The sequence below is a fragment of the Anaerolinea thermophila UNI-1 genome (assembly GCF_000199675.1).
GTDB classification, from domain to species: Bacteria; Chloroflexota; Anaerolineae; order Anaerolineales; family Anaerolineaceae; genus Anaerolinea; species Anaerolinea thermophila.
The window spans coordinates 1,656,034-1,678,254 of the sequence record NC_014960.1 but is presented as its reverse complement, the minus strand read 5'-3'; the positions used below and the strand labels follow the sequence as shown (position 1 = coordinate 1,678,254).

At 53.4% G+C, this 22,221-nt stretch carries 18 protein-coding genes and 1 pseudogene; 14 read left to right on the top strand and 5 right to left on the bottom strand.

The annotated features are described in order from the left end of the window. Positions 1 to 328 precede the first annotated feature (328 nt). Positions 329 to 1,678: an MFS transporter gene (locus ANT_RS07520; protein WP_013559912.1), complete on the top strand. Its 1,350-nt coding sequence runs from the start codon at positions 329 to 331 to the stop codon at positions 1,676 to 1,678. On the opposite strand, the gene ANT_RS07515 is transcribed toward ANT_RS07520, so the two are convergent. Continuing rightward, positions 1,657 to 1,932, bottom strand: coding sequence for a hypothetical protein (locus tag ANT_RS07515; RefSeq protein ID WP_172634589.1), 276 nt, complete (start codon positions 1,930 to 1,932; stop codon positions 1,657 to 1,659). The genes ANT_RS07520 and ANT_RS07515 overlap by 22 nt on opposite strands. 68 nt (positions 1,933 to 2,000) lie before the next feature. On the opposite strand from ANT_RS07515, the gene ANT_RS07510 reads away from it, so the two are divergent. Genes ANT_RS07510 through pgl form a run of 4 tightly spaced genes read left to right on the top strand, consistent with a single transcriptional unit; the run spans position 2,001 to position 5,302 of the window. Then, positions 2,001 to 2,597 carry a low molecular weight protein-tyrosine-phosphatase gene (locus ANT_RS07510; protein ID WP_197534096.1) on the top strand — a complete coding sequence of 199 codons (597 nt, stop codon included), beginning with the start codon at positions 2,001 to 2,003 and terminating at the stop codon, positions 2,595 to 2,597. Positions 2,598 to 2,646: 49 nt separating this feature from the next. Next, positions 2,647 to 3,474, top strand: a complete 828-nt coding sequence (locus ANT_RS07505) for a fructosamine kinase family protein (protein ID WP_172634588.1) — start codon at positions 2,647 to 2,649, stop codon at positions 3,472 to 3,474. A gap of 15 nt (positions 3,475 to 3,489) precedes the next feature. Continuing rightward, a complete protein-coding gene (locus tag ANT_RS07500; protein WP_013559908.1) occupies positions 3,490 to 4,545 on the top strand; it encodes a saccharopine dehydrogenase NADP-binding domain-containing protein in 1,056 nt (351 codons plus the stop codon). 16 nt (positions 4,546 to 4,561) lie between these two features. Further along, a complete protein-coding gene (gene pgl, locus ANT_RS07495) occupies positions 4,562 to 5,302 on the top strand; it encodes a 6-phosphogluconolactonase (RefSeq protein ID WP_013559907.1) in 741 nt (246 codons plus the stop codon). Here pgl and ANT_RS07490 read toward each other — a convergent pair. After that, positions 5,280 to 6,224: a glycosyl hydrolase gene (locus ANT_RS07490; protein WP_013559906.1), complete on the bottom strand. Its 945-nt coding sequence runs from the start codon at positions 6,222 to 6,224 to the stop codon at positions 5,280 to 5,282. The two genes, pgl and ANT_RS07490, sit on opposite strands and share 23 nt — an antisense overlap. A 69-nt stretch (positions 6,225 to 6,293) precedes the next feature. On the opposite strand from ANT_RS07490, the gene pcp reads away from it, so the two are divergent. The 3 genes from pcp to ANT_RS07475 are packed head-to-tail and all read left to right on the top strand — an operon-like array spanning position 6,294 to position 8,639. Beyond that, positions 6,294 to 6,911, top strand: a complete 618-nt coding sequence (pcp, locus tag ANT_RS07485) for a pyroglutamyl-peptidase I (protein WP_013559905.1) — start codon at positions 6,294 to 6,296, stop codon at positions 6,909 to 6,911. After that, positions 6,908 to 7,477, top strand: coding sequence for a hypothetical protein (locus ANT_RS07480; protein WP_013559904.1), 570 nt, complete (start codon positions 6,908 to 6,910; stop codon positions 7,475 to 7,477). The genes pcp and ANT_RS07480 overlap by 4 nt, the downstream gene beginning before the upstream one ends. A 4-nt stretch (positions 7,478 to 7,481) precedes the next feature. Beyond that, positions 7,482 to 8,639: a lycopene cyclase family protein gene (locus ANT_RS07475; RefSeq protein ID WP_013559903.1), complete on the top strand. Its 1,158-nt coding sequence runs from the start codon at positions 7,482 to 7,484 to the stop codon at positions 8,637 to 8,639. On the opposite strand, the gene ANT_RS07470 is transcribed toward ANT_RS07475, so the two are convergent. After that, a complete protein-coding gene (locus ANT_RS07470; protein ID WP_013559902.1) occupies positions 8,636 to 9,277 on the bottom strand; it encodes a sterol desaturase family protein in 642 nt (213 codons plus the stop codon). The genes ANT_RS07475 and ANT_RS07470 overlap by 4 nt on opposite strands. A gap of 55 nt (positions 9,278 to 9,332) precedes the next feature. Further along, a complete protein-coding gene (locus ANT_RS07465; protein WP_013559901.1) occupies positions 9,333 to 10,643 on the bottom strand; it encodes a galactokinase in 1,311 nt (436 codons plus the stop codon). A gap of 215 nt (positions 10,644 to 10,858) precedes the next feature. Between ANT_RS07465 and ANT_RS16255 the strand changes: the two genes are divergently transcribed. The 6 genes and pseudogenes from ANT_RS16255 to ANT_RS07440 all read left to right on the top strand — a co-directional run bounded on the left by ANT_RS16255 (position 10,859) and on the right by ANT_RS07440 (position 20,996). Continuing rightward, complete coding sequence (locus ANT_RS16255; protein ID WP_013559900.1) at positions 10,859 to 14,581, top strand: tetratricopeptide repeat protein; 3,723 nt, start codon at positions 10,859 to 10,861, stop codon at positions 14,579 to 14,581. A 71-nt stretch (positions 14,582 to 14,652) separates the two neighbouring features. Then, positions 14,653 to 15,510, top strand: coding sequence for an alpha/beta hydrolase (locus ANT_RS07455; RefSeq protein ID WP_049784847.1), 858 nt, complete (start codon positions 14,653 to 14,655; stop codon positions 15,508 to 15,510). A gap of 11 nt (positions 15,511 to 15,521) precedes the next feature. Next, positions 15,522 to 16,385: a TolB family protein gene (locus tag ANT_RS07450; protein WP_013559898.1), complete on the top strand. Its 864-nt coding sequence runs from the start codon at positions 15,522 to 15,524 to the stop codon at positions 16,383 to 16,385. 187 nt (positions 16,386 to 16,572) lie between these two features. Further along, a pseudogene (gene glyA / locus ANT_RS18120) lies at positions 16,573 to 17,973 on the top strand (serine hydroxymethyltransferase); the annotation flags it as partial. Beyond that, positions 17,953 to 19,707, top strand: coding sequence for a glycine cleavage system aminomethyltransferase GcvT (gcvT, locus tag ANT_RS18115; RefSeq protein WP_432762672.1), 1,755 nt, complete (start codon positions 17,953 to 17,955; stop codon positions 19,705 to 19,707). The pseudogene glyA and the gene gcvT, both read left to right, overlap by 21 nt. A 59-nt stretch (positions 19,708 to 19,766) precedes the next feature. Next, positions 19,767 to 20,996: an aminotransferase-like domain-containing protein gene (locus ANT_RS07440; RefSeq protein ID WP_041454816.1), complete on the top strand. Its 1,230-nt coding sequence runs from the start codon at positions 19,767 to 19,769 to the stop codon at positions 20,994 to 20,996. A gap of 66 nt (positions 20,997 to 21,062) precedes the next feature. Here the strand turns inward: ANT_RS07440 and ANT_RS07435 are convergent, their stop codons facing one another. After that, positions 21,063 to 22,145, bottom strand: coding sequence for an Ldh family oxidoreductase (locus ANT_RS07435; protein WP_013559895.1), 1,083 nt, complete (start codon positions 22,143 to 22,145; stop codon positions 21,063 to 21,065). Between the last annotated feature and the right edge of the window lie 76 nt (positions 22,146 to 22,221).

Here is a 22,221-nt window from a genome sequence, read left to right as displayed (position 1 = left end):
CCTTGATTGTTTATTAGAACGCAAAAACCATCCCTGTATTATGTTTTCGATAATAATACTTATCGAAAACATAATCTGAAATAAAAAAATTCATCCTCCCCCACCATACACCAATCAATGCATTTCTCTATCTTCACACTCTCCTTTTCGGTGAACTCGCTAATACAAACAAAATATCAGGGAACACAAGATTCTAAATTCGCTGGTGATCTGATTGTCCACCCCCCTCCCCTACTTTCTTTTATCTCGAAATTTTTGGATTAATTTCGCTGGACAGATCTTTTCGTCGGCTCTAAAATGGTTTCAATCTTCTCAATAAGGATGATATATGGGAAAACACAAACATTCTGGACGCACACTCTTTGCACTTGGCTTGGGATACCTTGTCGACCAAGGCGAAGGTCAATCCATGGGGGTACTTTCTCCTATCATTCAAAGCATTTGGGGAATTACCTTTCAGCAAATAGGAATCATGGAAACCCTGCGCAGTATTGCGCAAACGGTTAGCGCGCCTTTCTGGGGATATGTTTCTGATAAGTTTTCCCGCAAAAAAGTACTCATCTTTGGGACTGGGGTTTGGGGAATCTGGACAGTCCTTGTCGGTTTGGTACCCAATTTTTACAGCATGTTGCTTATTAGAGCTATCTCTGGTTTGGGACTGGGATGTTTGATGCCAGCAACATTTTCTTTGCTGGGAGATCACTACCCCCAAAATCAGCGCGGGCGCGCTTTAGGGGTCATAGGTTTGGTGGGGTTAATGGGGACCGTGCTGGGGGTGCTGGCTCTTGGGTTTGTGGCTTCACCGGAACTGTGGCGCTGGGGGTTTATTGGCTTGGGATTAGCCAGTATTCTTTCAGGGATCATCATCTGGCTGCTCGTGGAGGAACCACCTCGTGGTTCTGCTGAGCCGGAACTGGCAGGGCTGATTACTCACGATGACGAAAAGGAATATTCCATTAACTGGAAAGATATGTTCAATACCCTGCGTATCCCCACCATTTGGGCAGCCATTTTACAGGGAATCACCGGCTCCATGCCCTGGGTTGTCATGGGTATTTACTTCATTAACTGGATGGTGCGCGAACTGGGTTATTCGAACGATATTTCTTTTTCGGACCCTAAAGGAAGTGCGCCCCTCGTATTTGCTGGCGTAGTGGTGAGTGCTGCCATCAGTAACTTATTGGGCGGTTTCATTGGAGATTTTGCTGAGAAAGTAAACCCCAAATACGGGCGTACTGTCATTGGACAGTTTTCGGTTTTCGTGGGTGTTCCTCTCATGTACATCTTGCTCACACAGGCAAAAAATTGGAGTTTCATCCAACTCTTCATTTTTGCCTCTGTGACTGCGCTGTTGATTGGCTGGCCTGGCCGAGGTGCAAAAGAACCCATGATGCAGGCTGTCGTTCCTCCCGAAATGCGTTCCAGCGCGTATTCGATCGTCAATCTGATTGAAGGTGGTTTATCCGCATTTGCCAGTTATATCGCCGGTTCTCTGGCGGATCAAATTGGGTTGACCAACGCGCTTCTGTGGACCATACCTTTCCCATGGGTCATTTGTGGTTTGCTCTTCTCCATCTTCTATTTCACCTACCCCAGAGATGCAGAAAAAGTGCGCCGTATGATGGAGCAACGGCGTGATGAGTTAATTCAAAAGCGTCAAGCAGTGGCGGTTGACTGATCTCTGGACAACCACCAGGCAATGAACAAAAACAGCAATCCTGCGCCATCAAACACAATAAAGCGCAGGATTGACTGTTTTACAGTGAAGAATTGCTCGGATAAATCCACATAAAGAAACGTCTCACCCACCACCCCTACCAGTTGCATCAGTAAACAGGCAAGAACCAATCCACGTTCCTTTTCTGGATTAAGCATTGCCATGAAATACGGAATATTCCACATGATAAACAAAATTCCCCAGGACTGAATCACTTTTTCTCCAACCTTTCCACTCAGTATGAAAGAGGAAAGGTACTCACGAGGAAAGGCAAGAAAGACTATTGCCGCCTGAATGTTCCAGAAGAAAACCAAGCCTATTAAAAAACGGGTTGCTATTTTTCTGCTCATCTTTCCTCTATTTTCTCAGCAAACTCGATTTTGCCATTAAAATTAATTCTATGGAACATCAAAATCATCGTCATAAAATCCTTTTTGTTTGTACAGGAAATATATGTCGCTCTCCAATGGCAGAAGCCATCTTTCAACACCTTGTAAAGCAAGCCGGTGTTGAAAACCATTTTGAGGTGGCTTCTGCCGCAACCACCTCCTGGGAAGTTGGCGAGCCACCCCATCCGGGAACTTTATCGGTCTTGAAAAAGCATGGCATTCCAATCAACCCAACCAAACGCGCTGTTAAAATCACCCCTCGCGATTTGGAATACTATGATCACATTTTGGTCATGGACAGTGACAACGTGCGAGCACTGAAAGGCTTTGATAAGGTGCAGAGGCTCACCCATTTTGCCCCTCCAGGAAGCCCTCAGGACATTCCTGATCCTTACTATACAGGGGATTTTGATGAGGTTTTTGACCTTATTCATGCTTCCTGTCAGAATCTTCTTAAACACTTTCAGAAAGATGATGAATCCACCTCTTAAGGTTCAGCGTTCCATTCTTCAGCATCTTGGACTTCCACTGGACACCCTGGTGCAAACCAAGCCTGTGTCAGGAGGATGTATTCATCATGGGGTGCGACTCTTAGCGGGCGAAAAATCCTATTTCCTAAAATGGAATTGCGGCTCTTTAGCCTCGGTATTCCCATCCGAGGTGGATGGACTTTCGCGAATTGCCCAAAAAGGTGTTATCAAGACCCCTGGTGTCATTGCGCTGGGAACGCCTGAAGAACTGGAAGGTTGTGGATATCTGTTGCTGGAATGGATTTCTGCCTCCCCCTCCCCTACTCTTCTTTCCTTCAGAAAATTGGGTGAACAACTTGCTTTACACCACTTAAAAACCGACTCAGTATTTTTTGGGTTAGATATTGATAATTACATTGGTAGTACTCCTCAGAAGAATTCCCCGACTGCAAATTGGGTTGAGTTTTTTCGCACTCAACGCTTGCAATTCCAGTTTGAGTTAGCATTAAAAAACCATTTACTAACCGAAACACAGCGCAAGCGCCTGCAAAAACTGATGGATCATCTTGAGAAATGGCTTCCCGCCACACCCAAACCCAGTTTACTACACGGGGATCTATGGATTGAAAACGTGCTATTCGATATAGAAGGTACGCCTATTCTGATTGACCCTGCAATTTACTATGGAGACAGGGAAGCCGACCTTGCTTTTACAGAATTGTTCCATGGATTTCCAGCCGATTTTTATCGAGCGTATCAAAGTGTTTTTCCGCTTGAGCCCGAGTATCAGGAACGAAAAGTTCTATACAATCTTTATCATTTACTGAACCACCTGAACATTTTTGGAGAAAGTTATGGGGCGGCAGTGGACCGCATCTTGATCCAATACGTCGGGTAGAAAGAAAGGCACATCATGATTACTCTTTTCGGCGCAACAGGCTACACAGGAAGAAAAATTGCCGCTGAACTGGAACGTCGAGGACTTCCATTTCGAATTGCGGGGCGCTCAAGAGAACGGTTGACAGAACTGTCCAATTCTTTACCGTCCAGACCTGCCTGGATTGTAGCCGATGCGCAAAAAAATGAGACCCTGCCTCCCCTATTCAAAGATACGCGCCTGTTGATTAACTGCGCAGGTCCGTTTACCGACTTGGGAGAGAAAGTGGCTCAAATGGCTTCGTTTGCAGGGGTTCACTATTTAGACACTACCAATGAATTAGCATTTGTATACCGCCTGCAAACCTATCATAAAATGGCTGTAACAAATCATTCCTTTCTACTGCCGGCTTGCGCTTTTGAGATAGCGCTCTCTGATGTAATCATCGCCAAATTATTACAGGAAACCTCAGCACAACACGTGTATGTGGTGTACCATACCCCTGACACTAAAATCTCTAAAGGCACACGACTTTCCGCTTTGAGAAGCCTGACGACTTCATGGATTGGTTTTCAGGATGGCAGTTGGAATGGCATGGTTCCGGCGGGCAAATCTTCTCAATTTCAGTTTCCAAGCGGCGTCCAAACTGCTATTCAAATTCCCAGTGCAGAAGTTTTCAGTGTGCCATGGCGACATCCGGTTAGAAGCGTAGAAGTCTGGATGACAGTCTCCCGTTCATGGGGTTTCTGGGGTCCTGTGGTTCTCCCCTACTTTGCCCGTTTTATGCGCTCGATTTTCGGGAAATGGGTTTACACGCTCATCAGCCGTCATGACCCGCTCCCGGTGGAAGATGCTGAAAGTCCTTTCGAAATTCTCATTGGCGTACAAGAACAACAGGAGCAAGATTGGAGACAGGCTCTTGTCTCTGGAAAGGGCCCTTACACTTTGACAGCAAAAATTGCAGGCTACGCGGCATCCCGCGTATTGGGTAACACAAACCTGCCCAATGGGTTGATTACACCTTCAGTTTTATTTTCCTATGGGGAATTCATAGAAGAAATGCAAGCCAATGGGATTCAATTCACTTTTTGACGGAGAAGAAATTATTATGATTAAAGGTATTCTTCATCTCTTACCCACTTCGGAAATACTAGCACAGGAAGCGGCAAAGTTCATCCAGCAACGAATTACAGATACACTTCAACAAAAAAAACGCTGTTCTATCTCCCTTTCGGGGGGGAACACTCCTCGTAAATTGTATCAGGTGTTAGCATCCGAGCCTTACCTTTCCAGCATTCCGTGGAATCAAATTGATTTCTTCTGGGGCGATGAGCGTTGTGTCCCTCCCGACCATCCAGATAGCGATTATCTCATGGCGAAAGAAACGATGCTGGATGCGATTACCAGCCGTTGGCAACCCGGGATTTATCGCATCGAGACTGAACACTCTCCCGCTGAAGCGGCGGCGAGATACGAAAAAACCTTGAGAGAGTATTTTTCCGATTCCTCTTCGGGATTCGATATTTTGTTGTTGGGAATGGGAGAAGATGGGCATACAGCCTCACTATTCCCGTTTACCCAAGCCTTGCATGAGACCAAACGCTGGGTAGTTGAAAACTATGTGCCAAAACTGCAAGCCTGGAGAATTACCCTGACGGCCCACTTTCTTAACCGCGCTGTGACAACCATGATTCTGGTAAGTGGAACAAACAAAAAGAAAGTTTTCACCTTCATCCAAACCCCCAATGCTTCACCGGAGGCCTTCCCGGTGCTTACAATACAACCGGCAAGCGGTGAACTGCACTGGTTTGTGGATAAAGACGCTTTCAGCGAGAATGTGAGCGGGTAAAGGTTTGAAAAGCCTTTCCTGCAGGGGTGAGTTCGCCGCTGGAAGGATCCAACAGGTTAGAAACGGGAAACGTTCTATCTGCCAGGCTGAACCATGCCCAGCGTTGTACCAGTCTGCCTTCGTCCGCCCGATAGCCAATCTCGGGGTCAATTGCTGTATTCAGCCAGGAAAAAGTCTCGCTCAGATAGTCCGCCACAGCATCCGGTGTGTAACCAAATTCTTCCGGAAGTAAAATCCCCATTTCAGTGATGACCAGTGGAGTGTCCTGATAACCTTGCAGTTTCATCCAGGTTCGAAAAGCCAGGATTTGGCTTTTGAAAAGAGCAATCTCTCCGTGTTTTTCTGGTTCAATCAATAAACCCTGCGTAATTTCATCCATGCCAGGGGGAATCTCCGCCCCCCAATTTCCTCTTTCCTCTCTCAACACATACCCATGTACCGTCCAAATGTCCACAGGCATGGGGACTCCTGCGCGCTTCTGGTATGCAGAAAGAACACGCTCCAGATAACGCATGCGCAACTCCGAAGGCTGGGTTACCCCTGCAATGGCAACCAGACAGGTAGGATCCGCCTGCTTGAGCGCGGAATAAAACTGCTCATAACGCCAAGCATACTCTTCAGGGGAAAGAGAATCCTGATAAGGGTTGTCCGGCTCATTTCCGATGATCCAGACATTTCCCGGATGCGTTCGGGCAATTTCCGCGGCACTGTTCAGGTCTGGAATATTTCGATCGGGAAACGTGCGTATCATCATCCAGTATTGAGGGGAACGCAAGGCATGGCGGGGTAAGGCACGCCAGTCCAGATACCAGCCGGCTCCTAAATTGTTCGCCCATTGCTTGGAAGAAAGAGACTCCGAAACTCCAAAGCCAACCCGCCAGAAAGAATCATCCTCTGGAGCAGTGAAAACAAGTATCCCCATTATGCCAGCAAAAAGGACTATCAACCATGTCCGGTATAATAGTTGAGAAAACTCCTTGAGGAGATCCCTATGAAACATTGGCTGATCACTGGTTTTGAGCCCTTCGATGGTTCGCATGTCAATCCCTCTGCTCAAATTGTAACTGCACTTTCGCAAAGCATATTCCCCGAACATTTCCACGGGCTCATTCTGCCGGTCAATGCAAAAACCGCTCCGGCTATTTTGGTGGAGAACCTTCAACAAATTCGTCCCCAAGCCGTGCTCTGTCTGGGTGAAGCCGCTGGCAGAACGGCGATTTCGATTGAGCGAGTCGCCATCAACCTGATGGATTTCCGCATTCCCGATAATGCCGGTGAACAGGTGACAGACCAACCCATTGCCCCGGATGGTCCAACGGCTTACTTTTCCCGATTACCGGTCAGGAAAATCCGTGACGGCTTGCTTGCCGAAGGTGTTCCAGCAGAATTATCTTATTCGGCTGGAGCGTACCTGTGCAACCAAGTCTTTTATACGCTGATGCACTTTCTCGCAACTCACAACATGGACATTCCAGCAGGGTTTATCCATGTTCCCTCTCTTCCCGAACAGGCGGCAAGGCGCACCTCATTGACTCCATCCATGAGCATGGAACTTCAGATAGAGGCTATTCGAAAAGTCATTGAGATTGTGGAAACAGAAAACCCATGATTCACCAGTGGCTGACACTGTTAAACAAGTATGCTTCAGGGAAAATTCTCATCCTGCTCTTTATGGCGCTGATTCCCTTCAATCTCCTCATCTTTCCCGCCATGCAGATGGAATTATCGCGGCGCGCCCTCACATCTGATGCCCATATGCTGGATGTGCAGATAGGCTACACGGCAGAGCAGGCTCTGGATGAGATTAGCCAACTGGGTGTTCAGGGCAAACAATGGTACCGGCTAATCACCTGGACGGCGGATCTGGTCTATCCAGCCCTCTACAGCACATTTTTCGCTCTTCTGCTGGCTTTCCTGTTAAGGGTTGTCTCTGTAACCGATTCCCGTTTTTCACTGGTGCCGCTGGTGCCGTTTCTGATGGCTCTCATGGATTACGGAGAAAATATTGCCATTACCGTTGCTTTAAGCGCATTTTCCCAACCTTCCGAGGGTATTCTCGCCCTTGCTTCGGTATTATCTGCCCTGAAATGGGCTTGTGGGATCGTCATTCTTCTTTTTGTGGTACTTCTTTTGTTTTATTTGCTGTTTCGGATGTTGAAAAAGATGGAAAGATAAGCCCATGAAGAAATACACCTTCATCATCCTTGGAGCCGGCGCGGCTGGACTGAGTCTGGCCTACTATCTGGTACACAGCAAACTGCGGGATCAATCTATTCTGCTCATTGACCGCGAAGAAAAGAACCGTAACGACCGCACCTGGTGCTTCTGGTCAAGTCGGGATGAGGTGTTCTCGTCGATTTTTTATCGCTCATGGGAGAAAATTGGTTTTATTCATGAAGAATGGCAAAAAGTCATCCCGCTTGGGGAGTACCGCTACAACATGATTCGCGGGATTGACTTTTACCAGGAAGTCCGACAAACCCTCAGGGCTCGTTTGAATGTGGACTGGATTACCGCACCGGTGACGCAGATTATCGATACCCCGGAGTTTGCTCTGGTTGCGGCAGGTGGGAAAACCTATCAGGCAGAATGGGTGTTCGACAGCCGTTTTGACCCCAATCTCATAGAAAAGAAACCCGAACGATATCACTACCTGCTTCAACACTTTCTGGGCTGGGAAATTGAAACCTTACAACCCACCTGGGATTCCTCCATCCCCATCCTTTTTGACTTCCGCGTTTCGCAGGAAACGGGTTTTCAGTTCTTCTACACTCTGCCGTTCAATGAAAACCGCGCGCTGGTAGAGTACACCTTCTTCACCCCTACCCTGCTGTCTGATGAAGAATACCAGCGTGGACTGGAAACCTACCTGAAGAACGTGCTCCGGCTGGATACTTATGAAATCCACGATGTCGAGAAAGGCGTGATTCCCATGACCGACCATCCCCTGCCCCGCCGAGGCGGCAGGCGGGTGATGAACATCGGTACACGCGGCGGACGGGTCAAACCTTCCTCGGGATACGCCTTTGCGCGCATCTTGCGCGACAGCCGTGAGATTGTGCGTTCGCTGGAAAAGTACGGCACTCCCTTCCGCGTGCCTGCATCTCCACGCCGGTACGCCTGGTACGACCGTCTGCTGCTCCAGATTCTCTACAGACAACCCCAGACAGGCAAGGCAATTTTCACGGCTCTGTTTAAAAACAACCCTCCTCAGCGAATCTTTCGATTTCTCGATGAGGAAGGGTCGTTGCTGGAAAATATTCGTCTGATTGCTTCCCTCCCGCCAGTACCGTTCCTGAAAGCCCTTTTGCAGGTGAACTTCCTGCGGAAGATTTAGTCAGCCGGTTTGGTGCCAAAAACCACATCCCAGAGGGGAGAACTGACCCCAAAGCGTGCATTGGGAGTCTTATAGTGGTGTTGCATGTGATAGCGTTTGAGGTACTTCCAGATCCCCCTGCGCATGGGGAAATGATGAGTAGCATAATGGGTCAGGTCGTAAAAAAGGTAACCCACAATAAACCCGGACATGACTGGAAACACCCAGTGCGGCAACCCCAGCAGGATGGAGAAAATCAACGAGATGATGCCGTACATGATAAACGCCATGGGAATGCTCACCACCGGCGGCATGACCAGGCGGGTTTTGCACTGCGGTTGCGCATGATGCACACCGTGGAACAGAAAGAAAATGCGCTCCCATTTGGGGTCTTTGGGCTGGTAGTGGAACAGGAAACGGTGCAGGGTATATTCGGCAAAAGTCCACAGGAACACCCCCACGAAGAACCCACCCACAAGATAACCCACACCGCGCGCAGCATATCCCCCGCTCAGCACCTCCAGCGCCATGAAGGCTACCGCTACCGGCAGCCAGATGATGACTACTACCACCGGGCTGATATGGGTGAAGAACTCCAGAAAACCGGATTTAAACAGGCGAATAGGGACATCGCTGTGATCAATCGGATAATGCGCCATCAGACACCTCCGGGAACAAATTGGGATATGAGTATTTTAGTCTGAAACTTCAGAATTACAACTGCGAATCCCCTTCGCCATCATCCAGACGCACCGAGCCTGCCTGACGAATGCTCACCGGGTAGCAGGACCCCCTGCCAAACACGGCTTCCATGCGCTGGATGTACTCATTTGCCTGGTCTTTTGGCACGAATGCCTGAATGGTGCCGGCAAAACCGCCCCCATGCACCCGCCAGGCGCCGCGTTCACCCAGCAGAATCTCGCTGATGGCCTGCGCCAGCGGGATGCCCTGATGCTCCGGCTTGCGATGGGAAAAGCCGTTCTGCAGAAGCATCCAGGAACTGCGACCGGACTCGCGCACCAGACGCAGGAATTGATCGAAACGGTTGGCTTCCAGTGCCGCTACCTGTTCTTCTACCCGCTGATTGTCATCGAAGAAATGCAGGGCGCGCAGGATGGCGCGGTCGTGCACCTGCCGGCGCAGTTCCGCCAGATGCCTGAGCAACTCTTCCCTGGATACCTCGCGCAGGACGTGTTTGCCAAAAAAAGCGGCAACAGCCTGCATATCCTCGCGGATACTGGCGTAATCGGCGGTCAGGTCGGCGTGGTCGCCGCCAGTTTCCACAATGATGACCTCGTAACCGCTGTGGGCAAAATCGTAATGCACCTGATGCACCGCGGGATGCTCCGGTTCGGCAAAATCAATGGAAACAAAGCCGCCTACCGCGGCGGCGGTTTGATCCATGAGACCGCAGGGCTTGCCAAAGTACACATTTTCGGCGTACTGCCCGATTTGCGCGCAGGTAAGCGCGGGAATACGCCCGCCGTTGTACAGGTGATTGAGAATGGTCGCTACTGCCACCTCAAACGCCGCCGAGGAACTCAAGCCCGAGCCTTTTGGGACACTGCTGGTCATCACTGCGCGGAAGCCGCCCACCGCATACCCCAACTGCGCCAGACGGGCGCACACGCCGCGCACCAGCGCGGGCGTCGTCCCCCGCTCATTGGGGTGAACGGACAAATCGCGGGTGTCTACCTCCAGCAGGGGGTAGCCCTCCGAAGCCAGGATGATTTTGCCATCCGACGCAGGCGCGGCAACAGCAATCACATCGCGATCCACCGCCGCCGCCAGCACCCTGCCCTGATTGTGATCGGTGTGATTGCCGCCCACCTCGGTGCGCCCGGGAGTGCTGAAAAGAGCCGCCTGCTCCACCCCGGGGAAGCGCTGTTGAAAACGGCTCAACAAATTCAACCAGCGAGTTTGCTCTTCTTGCAAGCGGGCAGGGTCCTGTCCGTACAATTGCGAGAACCAGTTGGGAAATAACGAAGTTTTGAACCGACGATACAGGGGCAAAAGCAACGCCATATACGAAACCTCATGGAGAAATAGTCTTGCTGTAATTTTACCTGCTAAACCATGCAATATGGTTTTGAGATAGAAATCCTTCACCGCCAAGGGGCAAAAGGCACAAAGGTTAAGAAACGCAGAGGGATACCACACAGGCAAAAAAGAAACGCATTTAACATGCAACCATCCTCCGAAACCTGCTATACTGATAAAAAACACTCAGGGGGCATGGAATGCCGCTTACCCACCCGCAAATCGCTCAAACAGCAGATATTGTCCTGGAAGTGCTGGGCGATTTAGGTTTGCCCGGTACGAAGATTACCAGGTTAGTCCTTCAGGGAATTGAATCCGTGCGCGCCTCCAGAGAGGCGCAGGAAAAACTGGCGCGCTTGCTGGAACAGGCCGAAGAAGAATTCCTGGAGAAAGCCCGGCGGCAAGGCATGAAAAACGCCTCTGAGTGGGTTGCCAGCATGCGCCAGCATGACCGCCCGTGGTTCCGCGAAGGGCTGAAGGGTCTGATGGAAAGCGGCGATGAACGCCAACTGGAAAACCTGCTGGCGCAGGAATTTGCCCGTGAGCCGCAGGCTAAGCGCGCAGCACACCTTTATATGATGTGCGTTTACCATGCCCTGGTCGGTTATGAGGATTTTCATCCGATCCTGACAGTCATCCAAGCCTTGCAGGCTCGTGAAAACACCGAGATTCTGCTGGAAAAAATTGACGCTATGCACCAGGCTTTAAACGTCCTGGTGGGACTGCCGAAAAACCTGATAACCTGCCCAGAGCCCCCCATCCACTTTAAAGATGGACATCTGGATGCCCAACTTTCAGCCTTTTTGCTGGATGCGCGCTACCGTCTGGTCAAATATGGCGGGAAAGCCTTTGAGCAAGCCCTGGACGATCTGTGCAACTGGGCAAAGCAACTGGAAGGACAATCTCCCCCGCTGGGATTACGCCTGTACACCGCCGCTGGCGGAAGCGGCAAAACCCGCCTTTTGCTGGAAGCCGCCCTGAAACTGCGCGAAGATGGCTGGTGGGCGGGATTTATTGGGGAAAATAATTTATCCCCCCAGCAGGCAGAAATTCTCACGCAGGACTGCCGCCCGACCTTCATTGTCGTGGATTATCTGGAAATGCGCTCGCAGGCGGTGTTAAACCTGTTGAAAGCCATGGCGAAGACGATCTCCGAGCAGACGCGCAAAGCCCCGCTGGCGCTGGTGCTGGCAGAGCGCCATTATCCCCACTGGCTGAAACAGGAGACTCAGCGCGGCAGTGACCCTTCATACAGCGGACTGGTTGAACTGTATCGCCTGCTGGACTTTAAAGAACATTCTCTGCCGACCTTCACCAACCCACAGGAACGGGCAGAGTTCTTCCGCACCGCCCGGGATACCCTGAAAAGCCGCCTGAACCTCGCCGGCGAGTCCATAGACTACCTGCCGGAAGACCTGTCTGAACGCCCGTTGTACCTGCTGTTGCTGGCACTGCACGCCGCCGAAGGGCGTTCGCTAAGACACCCAAAGAATGAGCAGGAAATCCTGGAACACACCTGGAAACGGGAAAAAGATGCTTACAAACGCTTGCTCGAACCCTCCTTTAACGAACACGGGGTCGGATGGGCATTAGTGGAGAGTGTGGAGCGAATTGAAACCCTGCGAGTACTGGCAACGCTGGGTGTGTCATTTACCGATCAACGCGCAGTGGCAGATTTTCTGGATAAACACTTCGACCCAATTCAAGGCGCGACAGGCGCTTCACTGCAAGTTCCCTGGCTGGCGGAACAGATTTGCAGGTTATTTGCGGGGGAAGGCGAAGGAGCGGCAGTTCCCCCCATCCGACCCGACCCTCTGGCAGATGAGGTGCTCTGGAAAGCCCTCACCGGCGACAAAGGATTGACCCTGCTTCGATTGACACTGCCAGAAATGCAGGACATTGCCGACAACCCCGAGGGCGCTGGAAAGAGGCTGCGCACCCTCTTTGAAGTTTTGGGCCGCTTGTTCTTAACCCAGGACTGGGAAGAAGCGAAGCAAAGGGGAGGGCAAAGTGAATACCCAAAACTAGTAGCCCTGCAGGCCGCCGAGGAAGCCCGCAACCTCTACCGCCAGTTAGTCCGCTCCAACCCCCAGGCCTTCACCCCTGCCCTGGCCATGAGCCTCAACAACCTGGCGGCTTTCTACAGCGCGCTCAACCGCCGCGCCGAAGCCCTGCAGGCCGCCGAGGAAGCCCGCGACCTCTACCGCCAGTTAGCCTGCTCCAACCCCCAAGCCTTCACCCCTGACCTGGCCACGAGCCTCATCAACCTGGCACTCCGCAACAGCGAGCTCAACCGCCGCGCCGAAGCCCTGCAGGCCGCCGAGGAAGCCTGCGACCTCTACCGCCAGTTAGCCCGCTCCAATCCCCAGGCCTTCACCCCTGCCCTGGCCATGAGCCTCAACATCCTGGCGGCTTTCTACAGCGAGCTCAACCGCCGCGCCGAAGCCCTGCAGGCCGCCGAGGAAGCCCGCGACCTCTACCGCCAGTTAGCCCGCTCCAACCCCCAGGCCTTCACCCCTGCCCTGGCCATGAGCCTCAACATCCTGGCCCTCCACTACAGCGAGCTCAACCGCCGCGCCGAAGCCCTGCAGGCCGCCGAAGAAGCCGTACAACTGCGCCGCCAGTTAGCCCGCTCCAACCCCCAGGCCTTCACCCCTGACCTGGCAGGCAGCCTCAACAACCTGGCCAACATCTACAGCGAGCTCAACCGCCGCGCCGAAGCCCTGCAGGCCGCCGAGGAAGCCCGCGACCTCTACCGCCAGTTAGCCCGCTCCAACCCCCAGGCCTTCACCCCTGACCTGGCCAGCAGCCTCACCAACCTGGCCCTCCGCTACAGCGAGCTCAACCGCCGCGCCGAAGCCCTGCAGGCCGCCGAGGAAGCCCGCGACCTCTACCGCCAGTTAGCCCGCTCCAACCCCCAGGCCTTCACCCCTGCCCTGGCCATGAGCCTCACCAACCTGGCCATCCGCTACAGCGAGCTCAACCGCCGCGCCGAAGCCCTGCAGGCCGCCGAGGAAGCCCGCGACCTCTACCGCCAGTTAGCCCGCTCCAACCCCCAGGCCTTCACCCCTGCCCTGGCCATGAGCCTCAACATCCTGGCCCTCCACTACAGCGAGCTCAACCGCCGCGCCGAAGCCCTGCAGGCCGCCGAGGAAGCCGTACAACTGCGCCGCCAGTTAGCCCGCTCCAACCCCCAGGCCTTCACCCCTGACCTGGCCAGCAGCCTCACCAACCTGGCCCTCCGCTACAGCGAGCTCAACCGCCGCGCCGAAGCCCTGCAGGCCGCCGAGGAAGCCCGCGACCTCTACCGCCAGTTAGCCCGCTCCAACCCCCAGGCCTTCACCCCTGACCTGGCCAGCAGCCTCACCAACCTGGCCCTCCGCTACAGCGCGCTCAACCGCCGCGCCGAAGCCCTGCAGGCCGCCGAGGAAGCCCGCGACCTCTACCGCCAGTTAGCCCGCTCCAACCCCCAGGCCTTCACCCCTGACCTGGCCAGGAGCCTCAACAACCTGGCCCTCCACTACAGCGATCTCAACCGCCGCGCCGAAGCCCTGCAGGCCGCCGAGGAAGCCTGCGACCTCTACCGCCAGTTAGCCCGCTCCAACCCCCAGGCCTTCACCCCTGACCTGGCCAGGAGCCTCAACAACCTGGCCCTCCACTACAGCGATCTCAACCGCCGCGCCGAAGCCCTGCAGGCCGCCGAGGAAGCCGTACAACTGCTCACCCCCTTCTTTGTGCAGATTCCCGAGGGCTTCTTCCCCTGGATGAGTGTCATGATCAGAGTGCTTGAAAGCCTCAAGCCGCGCGCTCCATTGATGTTTCCCGGAGAAATTTGCCAGAGATTGCAAACGCTGAGCCGCCATCCGCACCCACAAATCGCCGAGACCGCCCGGAAAATCCTGCAACGCTCACAGTGCGCCTGAAGGCATTTGCCCTCTTGCCTCTTGCCTTTTGCCCGTATGTGCTTTAAACTTACTCCCTCGGAGTGTGTTCCATGACCGCTAAATTGCACATCCATGAATCCATGTGGTCCACCCCGGACCAGCAATCCATTTACACCCGCCGCTGGACGCCCCTGCAGGAAAGCGTGCGCGCTGTCATTGTTCTGGTGCATGGGCTGGGTGAGCACTGCGCCCGCTATGATCATGTGGCGGCGTTCTTTGCCGAACAGGGCATGGCTACCTTTGGCTTTGACCACCGCGGTCACGGCAGATCCGACGGCAAACGCGGACATATCCCCTCGTACGAACGGGCAATGCAGGATATTGACCATTTCCTCGAAGAAGCCCGGCGGGCTTACCCCAACGCGCCGCTGTTCCTCTATGGGCACAGCATGGGCGGCAATATGGTGCTGTACTACGCCCTGGCTCGCCAGCCCCAGAATCTGCGCGGCGTCATCTGCACCAGCCCGGGGCTGGCAGTGGGTACCCCGCTTTCTCCAGCCCTGCAGGCTGTAGCGCGGGTGTTGTATATGGTCGCTCCCTCTTTCACCATGCCCAACGGGTTGAACCTGAGCCATCTCTCACACGACCCACAGGTGGTGGAAGCCTATCAGAAAGACCCGCTGGTCACTCCGATGGTTTCAGCGCGCCTGGGGCTGGAGATGATGGACAAGGGCAAATGGATTCTGGAACACGCCGAAGACTTCCCCCTACCCCTGCTGTTACTGCAGGGCGGCGCGGAGCGCATTGTCTCGCCGGACGCGGTGCGGGCTTTTGCCCGACGCGTCCCGCCCGAGCGCATCACCTACCGCGAGTGGGAACACCTGTACCACGAACTGCACAACGAGCCAGAAAAAGCAGAGGTGCTGAACACCATGCTGGATTGGCTCAACCGGCAAATCTCATCCTGAAGGAAGGTGCAATGAAGCCTGTTTCCCGTTTCATCCTGGCAATCCTCGCTGTTTTGATGCTTTCGGCATGTGGGAGCACACCAACCCGCTACCTGACCTTTACCATCCGCGCCCAGAATTCTGAAATCTGGATGCTGGATACCTCGAACGACAAACTGCTCAACCTGAGCAACAAATCCAGCGATGACTTCTGGCAAACCTGGGCGCCCGACGGACGCTACCTGGCGTTCACTTCAGACCGCTCCGGCAATCTGGATATCTGGATTCTGGACACCCAAAAGGAAGTGGTGTTTAACTATACCAACAACCCGGAAGATGAGGGCTGGCCCGCCTGGTCGCCGGACGGCAAATACCTTGCTTACGCTTCCAACCGTGAAGGCACATACGACATCTGGCGCATGAACTCGGACGGCTCCAACCGCGTCAACCTGACGCCGGGGGACGGCGACGACGGCTTGCCCGCCTGGTCACCGGACAGCCAGCGCATCGTCTTTTCCAGCAACCGCAACGGCAATTACGACCTGTACATTGCCAGCGTGAACGGCGGGGAACTTGAGCAAATCACCAGCGACGAAGCCGACGACATCATGCCCGCCTGGTCGCCGGATGGCAAGAAGATTGCCTTCGTCTCCAAACGCGACGGCAACAGCGAGATTTACCTGTACGACATCGCCAGCAAAGGGGTCACCAATCTGACCAAAAACCCCTACAACGATGAAACTCCTGCATGGTATCCCGATGGAAGCCGCATCCTGTTCGTCTCGGAGCGTTTTGACAATCAATGGGATGTGTACAGCATGAAACCCGACGGGAGCGAGGTGCGCCGCCTGACGCACGACGAACTGCAGGAGTTTCATCCCATGTGGAGGCCATAAGTGGAGACCATAAGGTGAAACGCGTCCACGTTTTTGGGGAAACTTTTCACTTGACGGATTTTTCGGTCATCTCATACAATAGAAGTGTATGGTGAGCATTTTCCGGACACAAAACGGAATCCAGACAGGGCGCATTATTTAAGCGCCCTGTTGTTTTTTGGAACCTGAAAACACCAAGGAGCAGACCATGAGCGATTTTCTTTTTCGAGGGAAACTGGTGGATGTCGATCCTGACCTGAACGAACTGATCGACATCGAAGCCGAACGCCAGGTGCGCAAGTTAATCCTCATTCCCAGCGAAAGCACCGCGCCTCAAGCCGTGCGCGAAGCCCTGGGGTCGGTTTTCCAGAACCTCTATGCTGAGGGTTATCCGGATGAGTCCATGCTGGGACTGCCCGAAGAGGAAATCCTGAATTACCCGCAACGATTGGCAGAGTATCGGCGCTATTCGGATGCTCGCTACTACAAGGGTGTGGAATATGTGGATATTGTGGAAGCGCTGGCACGCCGCCGCTGTGCCGAGTTGTTCGCCACTCCTGCCACCCCTGCAGAGAAAATCTTTGTGAATGTGCAACCGCTTTCCGGGGCGCCCGCCAATAACGCCGTATATACCGCTTTCCTCAACCCGGGCGATACCATTATGGGGATGAACTTACTGCACGGCGGGCATCTGACGCACGGCTCATCGGTTAACCGCTCAGGGAAATGGTTCAACGCAGTGCATTACACGGTAGATCCTCAGACCGAGCAGATTGACTATGACGCCGTTCTCCAACTGGCGCAGGAACACAAGCCCAAAATCATCATTGCCGGGTATTCATCCTATCCCTGGGTGCCGGACTGGAAGAAATTCCGCGAGATTGCCGATGCCGTTGGGGCAATCCTGCTGGCGGATGTTTCTCACATTGCCGGGTTGATTGCCGCGCAGGTAGTACCCTCGCCGGTGGGTATTGCTCATGTGGTGACCTTCACCACCCATAAGACGCTGTGCGGCCCGCGCGGGGCGTGCATCCTCACCACTGACTCCGCTACGGCGAAGAAAATTGACCGCGCGGTGTTCCCCGGCGAACAGGGCGGCCCGCATGTGCACGCCATCGCCGCGCTGGCAGTGGCTTTGAAGATTGCTCAGACCGATTCCTTCCGTCAATTGCAATCCCAAATTGTCAAGAACTGTCAGGCGCTCACCCAACGCTTGCGGGAACGCGGCTTGCGCATTCCCTTTGGCGGGAGCGATACCCACCTGGGCAATATTGACTGCAAGTCCATCGTTGGCGAAGACGGAACCCCGCTTTCGGGCGATATGGCAGCGCGCATTCTGGACATCGCTGGTATCGTGTTGAACCGCAATACCATCCCCGGCGATACATCTGCATTGCGTGCCTCAGGTATCCGCTTTGGGACGCCCTGGATGACTCAGCGGGGCTTGAAAGAAGCCGATATGGTTGAAGTTGCTGATATCATTGCCGATATCCTGTTCGCCACCAAACCTTACAGCATCGAGACCCGCCAGGGCATGGCGCAACGCGCCAAGGTAGATTTTGAAGTCTTTGAAAACGCCCGTCTGCGGGTGCGTGCGCTGGCAGAAAAAGCCGGTACGGACCTCACGCCTGGGAAACACGGCTATCCGCACTTTTTCTATGCAGATGATCAACCGGAACATGCGACCGACAAGGCAACCCTGGAAATTCAAGGTAAAGCAGTACATTCCTTCGTGAATTACGTCTTTTCCAGCAATACCGAGCGCCTGTCTCCCGGACAGGGGCAGAAATCCTCACTGTGGACCCCTCAAGGCACGGTCGAGGGTAACTTGTACTGGGTTGAAGGCAATGTGTACCGCTTCACCTTCGCGCGGGAAAAATTTGGGCTGGTAGCCACCTGGTTGCGGGACCTTTCGGATGGATATGTAGCATTTGATGCCGACGTCACCCGCCGCCTGCCCGGTCCTATCCTCGTGACGGAAGTCCCTGTGTACGAAGCGCAACTGGTGGATACCCCTGCAGTTGAGGAAGCCAAACCGTACTTCATAGGGTCATTCGCTACCAGTGCCAAACCTGCCTTACCCGATTTTGTTTGGGAAGAAAAGGAAAGTCAGGAGTTGAAACGCACCCCGCTCAATGCTGTTCACAAGCAAATGGGGGCGAAGATGGTTCCGTTTGCCGGTTGGGAAATGCCGGTTCAATACACTTCAGTAGCCGAAGAGCATCTGGCAACGCGCAAAGCCGCCGGGCTGTTCGATGTCTCTCATATGGGCGTGTATCAGGTGGAAGGCCCGCAAGCCTGCGCCTTCCTCGACAGCGTTTGCGGGAATGACATTGCCGCGCTCGAGGTAGGAGAGTCCTGCTACACCCATTTCCTCGACCCGGAAGCCAACGTCATAGACGATACCCTGGTTTACCGGCGCGGTGAGGAAAAATATCTGGTGGTGGTCAACGCCTCGAACGACGACAAGGATTGGGCATGGTTGAACGCTGTCCTGCAGGGGACGGTCAAGGTGGACCGCGAAAAGCCCTGGGTGCGTGCCTTTGGTCAGGGCGCGCGCCTTCGCAATCTGCGAGATCCCAAAGAGGGCAAAGACATGCGCATTGACATTGCTCTGCAGGGACCGCGTTCACGGGACATCCTGCTGGCATTGGGGTGCAGTCCAGAAGACCGCAAACGCATCATGGCGCTCAAACGCACCGAATTGTGCGAAGCCACCGTTGGCGGGTTTGACCTGGTAGTCTCCCGCACCGGTTACACCGGCGAGAAGATGGCGTTTGAGTTGTTTGTCCACCCCGATCAGGCAGTCGATCTGTGGAATGCTTTGCTCAAAGCGGGCGAGCCAATGGGGCTGAAAGCCTGTGGGCTGGGAGCGCGCGACTCCCTGCGCACCGAAGCTGGACTGCCGCTCTACGGTCACGAAATGGGCGGTCAACTCAACCTGGGCGTGGCAGAAGCCGGTTTTGGTTCATACGTCAAATTGTACAAACCATGGTTTATTGGCAGAAATGCCTATATCGAGCGGGAGAAACAACGTAAAGGCGTGGTGGTACGCTTCCGCTTCAACGAAAAAGGAGTGCGCCTTGCTCATTTAGGCGATCCGGTGGTAGATCAAAAAGGGCGCGTCATCGGCACGGTGACCTCTTGCTCGATTGACAGCGAGGGTTACCTCACCGGACAGGCGTTCCTGGAATTGAAATCGGCGGTCGAAGGTACGCCCATCTGGATTTACCAGAGTGCACCCAAAGCCGCAGGAAAAGCCCCTGCCGAATTGACCATAGGCGATCGCGTCACCCTTCCAACGCCGGCGGTGGTTATTAGCCGCTTTCCGAAACTAGGGTAGTTTTTTGCCGAGGGCTGTTCGTGTACAGCCCTCGGTTCATTCTACAAGGAGGTAAACGTATGGTGACACCCTGGGAGCATCGTTTCGCACAGCGTACGCAGCGGATGAAATCCTCTGCAATCCGCGAACTGCTCAAATTAACTGAAGACCCTGAAGTAATTTCTTTTGCAGGCGGTTTACCCGCTCCCGAAGTATTCCCCGTAGAAGAAATTCTCGAAGCGGCTACCAAAGTTTTACGGGAACAGGGCTCGCGCGCTCTTCAGTATGGTTCAACAGAAGGCTACACGCCGTTAAGAGAGATGATTGCCCGCCATACCAGCCGCTATGGCATTGACGTCACCGCGGACAATATCCTCATCACCTCTGGCTCCCAGCAAGCGCTGGATTTATTGGGCAAAGTATTCATCAATCACGGCGATCGCATCCTCGTAGAAGCCCCTACCTATCTGGGGGCTTTACAGGCGTGGGACATTTATGGCGCAGAGTATGTTCCGGTCCGTTCTGACAACGACGGCATTGTAACCGATGAACTGGAGGGAGCACTGCGTACCGGGCCAAAATTCATTTACGTGTTACCCAATTTCCAAAATCCAACTGGGGTAACCATTTCTTACGAACGACGCTTGAAACTGGTAGAACTCGCCGATCACTACGGCGTTCCGATCATCGAAGATGACCCGTATGGTCAATTACGCTTTGAGGGAGAACATATTCCGCCTATTGAGGTGCTGGACAGCCAGAAGCACCACAATGGCTCGTGCTACACCGGAAATGTAATTTACCTGAGCACCTTCTCAAAGATTCTGGCTCCGGGTTTGCGCCTGGCATGGGTAGTAGCGCCCCCGGAAGTCATTCGCAAACTGGTCATGGCAAAACAAGGCGCGGATTTGCACACAGCCACATTTAATCAGATGGTAGCCTACGAAGTCGGGCGAGGCGGGTTTATAGACCGTCACGTGGAACTGATCCGCAAAGTGTACCGCGAGCGCCGTGATGTCATGCTGAAAGCCCTGGAAGAGAATATGCCAGAAGGCGTCGAATGGACCCATCCACAGGGTGGCTTATTCTTGTGGGTGCGCCTGCCGGAAGGAATGGATACCGCTGAATTGTTCAAGATTGCAGTGAGCCAGAAGGTGGCTTTCGTTCCCGGCGCGCCGTTCTTCCCCAAAGGCGGTGGAGAAAACACCATGCGGTTAAACTTCTCGAATGCCACACCCGAAAAGATTGAGGAAGGTATCGCCCGGCTGGCAAAAGCTATCAAAGAGATGCTGGTGAAACAACCTGTATAGGATCAGATGAGACTCAAAAAAACAGAGGGGCGCTCAGGCGCCCCTCTGTTTGGTTTAGGCAAAGACTTAGTCAATTTCTCGAATAGGGGTCAGGTCAAAGGGCACCCCAACTTCCTTTCCGGAAGCAATCAAAGAATCAACAACTTCTTTCATCAATGGAATGCCTTCCTTCTGGTATTTTTCAGCCAGTTCAAACTCTTTTTCACCATGAATGTAAATGCGATCCTGCCCCTCTGCTTTTGGAGCATTTTTCAACCCCTGGATGAGGGCGTCCATTTCTGCTTTGAACTCATCGACCGGGCGGAAGGCATCTACGCGAATAGCAGCAAAATAATGTCCTACGTTGGCAGGACGGTCTGATTTACCCACTTCGGGACCGGTAGCCGCACCAGCCAGCACCCCGGCAAAAATATCCACCCAGAGAGCCAGACCATATCCTTTATAGCCGCGCATCAGGTCAATTCCCCCAAGGGGCATCAGAGCCCCACCATTAAGGACAGCGCCGGGGTCTGTAGTCACATTTCCATCTTTGTCCACTCCCCATCCTTCGGGAATTTTCTTTCCGGCTTTTTGATATACAGTAATCCTACCAATCGGTACAATACTGGTTGCCATATCCAGCACGTAAGGACGTTCTTTGCCTGCAGGAACAGCAACAGCAATCGGATTGGTCCCCAGGTAGCGAGTTTTTCCATAGGTAGGGGCTACCAGCGGCTGAGAGTTGGTAAAACTGATGCCGATCATATCGTGTTCCAGCGCCATCATGGCATAGTAACCGGCAATCCCATAGTGGTTACTGTTACGCACGGTAACCATCCCCACTCCCACCTGGCGGGCTTTTTCGATACACATTTGCATGGCTTTGTAACCCACCACATGCCCAAGACCGGTTCCCCCATCCAGAGCCAGTGTGGAAGGCGTCTCTGTGAGAACTTTGAGTTGTGAATGAGGATCAATCAGACCTTTTCTAAGGCGACTCCCGTAGTAAGAATCTAAACGGATCACACCATGAGAGTCCACACCCCGTAGATCGGCGGAAATCAACACGTCGGCAACAATTTCTGCGTCTTCTAATGGCACATCATGTTTGAGGAAAAAGCGAATGACGTAGTTACGCAAATCCTCAACCCGATAGACCAGTCTGGACATGGCTTCCTCCCTGTTCAATGAGAAACTTGTATTCGTATTATAATCACGAAAAGGAAATTCAAAGAATAAATTTCCC

Bases quoted from the DNA above. Each gene is read 5' to 3' on its own strand.
- ANT_RS07520 (WP_013559912.1), top strand. From the start codon at position 329: ATGGGAAAACACAAACATTCTGGACGCACACTCTTTGCACTTGGCTTG.
- ANT_RS07500 (WP_013559908.1), top strand. From the start codon at position 3,490: ATGATTACTCTTTTCGGCGCAACAGGCTACACAGGAAGAAAAATTGCC.
- pgl (WP_013559907.1), top strand. From the start codon at position 4,562: ATGATTAAAGGTATTCTTCATCTCTTACCCACTTCGGAAATACTAGCA.
- ANT_RS07490 (WP_013559906.1), bottom strand. From the start codon at position 6,224: ATGGGGATACTTGTTTTCACTGCTCCAGAGGATGATTCTTTCTGGCGG.
- pcp (WP_013559905.1), top strand. From the start codon at position 6,294: ATGAAACATTGGCTGATCACTGGTTTTGAGCCCTTCGATGGTTCGCAT.
- ANT_RS07480 (WP_013559904.1), top strand. From the start codon at position 6,908: ATGATTCACCAGTGGCTGACACTGTTAAACAAGTATGCTTCAGGGAAA.
- ANT_RS07475 (WP_013559903.1), top strand. From the start codon at position 7,482: ATGAAGAAATACACCTTCATCATCCTTGGAGCCGGCGCGGCTGGACTG.
- ANT_RS07470 (WP_013559902.1), bottom strand. From the start codon at position 9,277: ATGGCGCATTATCCGATTGATCACAGCGATGTCCCTATTCGCCTGTTT.
- ANT_RS07465 (WP_013559901.1), bottom strand. From the start codon at position 10,643: ATGGCGTTGCTTTTGCCCCTGTATCGTCGGTTCAAAACTTCGTTATTT.
- ANT_RS16255 (WP_013559900.1), top strand. From the start codon at position 10,859: ATGCCGCTTACCCACCCGCAAATCGCTCAAACAGCAGATATTGTCCTG.
- ANT_RS07455 (WP_049784847.1), top strand. From the start codon at position 14,653: ATGACCGCTAAATTGCACATCCATGAATCCATGTGGTCCACCCCGGAC.
- ANT_RS07450 (WP_013559898.1), top strand. From the start codon at position 15,522: ATGAAGCCTGTTTCCCGTTTCATCCTGGCAATCCTCGCTGTTTTGATG.
- ANT_RS07440 (WP_041454816.1), top strand. From the start codon at position 19,767: ATGGTGACACCCTGGGAGCATCGTTTCGCACAGCGTACGCAGCGGATG.
- ANT_RS07435 (WP_013559895.1), bottom strand. From the start codon at position 22,145: ATGTCCAGACTGGTCTATCGGGTTGAGGATTTGCGTAACTACGTCATT.